Origin of the sequence: Streptomyces viridosporus (genome assembly GCF_002078235.1) — a bacterium.
GTDB lineage: Bacteria > Actinomycetota > Actinomycetes > Streptomycetales > Streptomycetaceae > Streptomyces > Streptomyces viridosporus.
On the sequence record NZ_MSGP01000958.1, the window covers coordinates 1 to 770 of the forward strand.

1 protein-coding gene is annotated in these 770 nt (G+C 69.7%); it reads left to right on the forward strand.

Going from position 1 to position 770, the window contains the following annotated elements; all coding sequences use genetic code 11:
- Window positions 1-216: 216 nt before the first annotated feature.
- Window positions 217-564: a hypothetical protein gene (locus tag B7L92_RS38900; protein ID WP_170102295.1), complete on the forward strand. Its 348-nt coding sequence runs from the start codon at window positions 217-219 to the stop codon at window positions 562-564.
- Window positions 565-770 lie beyond the last annotated feature (206 nt).

The following is a 770-nucleotide window of genomic DNA, read 5'->3' on the forward strand; positions in this document are numbered from 1 at the left end:
GTACTGGAGCGGGCGTGGACCGCGTCGGACGGCGGTGATCAGGTCGTCGGTGTCGGGGTCGGCGAAGGCACGGTTCGCTGTGGTGTGCGCCGCAGCACGTACTAGGATCCAGCCGCAGCAGGACGCCCCCGCGCCGCCTACGGCCTGCGCCGACTGCGACCGGCGTGCGTGAGGGCGTCGGCGAGCTGGTCGTGGGTCATGGCGGAGCGGCCCTCGATGACCGGGCTGGCGTACCCGATGTTCTTCCCCGGGCTGCCCGTCCACCTGCGTGACGTCCTCAGGACGGCGGCAGTGGAGGCGCGCGCGGCGAAGAAGGGGGTATGGGGCGTCGACAGGACCTACGACGGGGCAGTGGTCGACGACATCGACTCGATCACGGACACCGCGGCCGGCCAGGTGGTCCTGCCCGAACTGTTCCGCCGGCTCACGGACTACCTGGACTCCAGGACCGGCTCCTCACTCGGAACGCTACGGACCGTGGCGGACGGTCTACACCCGCTTCCGTCGCTACGCCCGAATCGCCGCGTCGCCCACGGTCTGGCAACGATGGTTCTCGGCTGGTAAACGATCGTTGAGGGAAGTCGCGGCGGCACGTAGAGTGCGGGCAGCGCCAGAGATCTCGTACCTCCACGGCCCAGGGAGCACCTTGGTGGCGGCATCACCGCAACTCGCGGACACCGTCCGGCGATTGGAAGAACTCATCCAGGAACAGGACCTGGACCGGTCCTCGCTCCTCGACCCCCGGGACCTCGCGGCCAGGACCGCGCTGC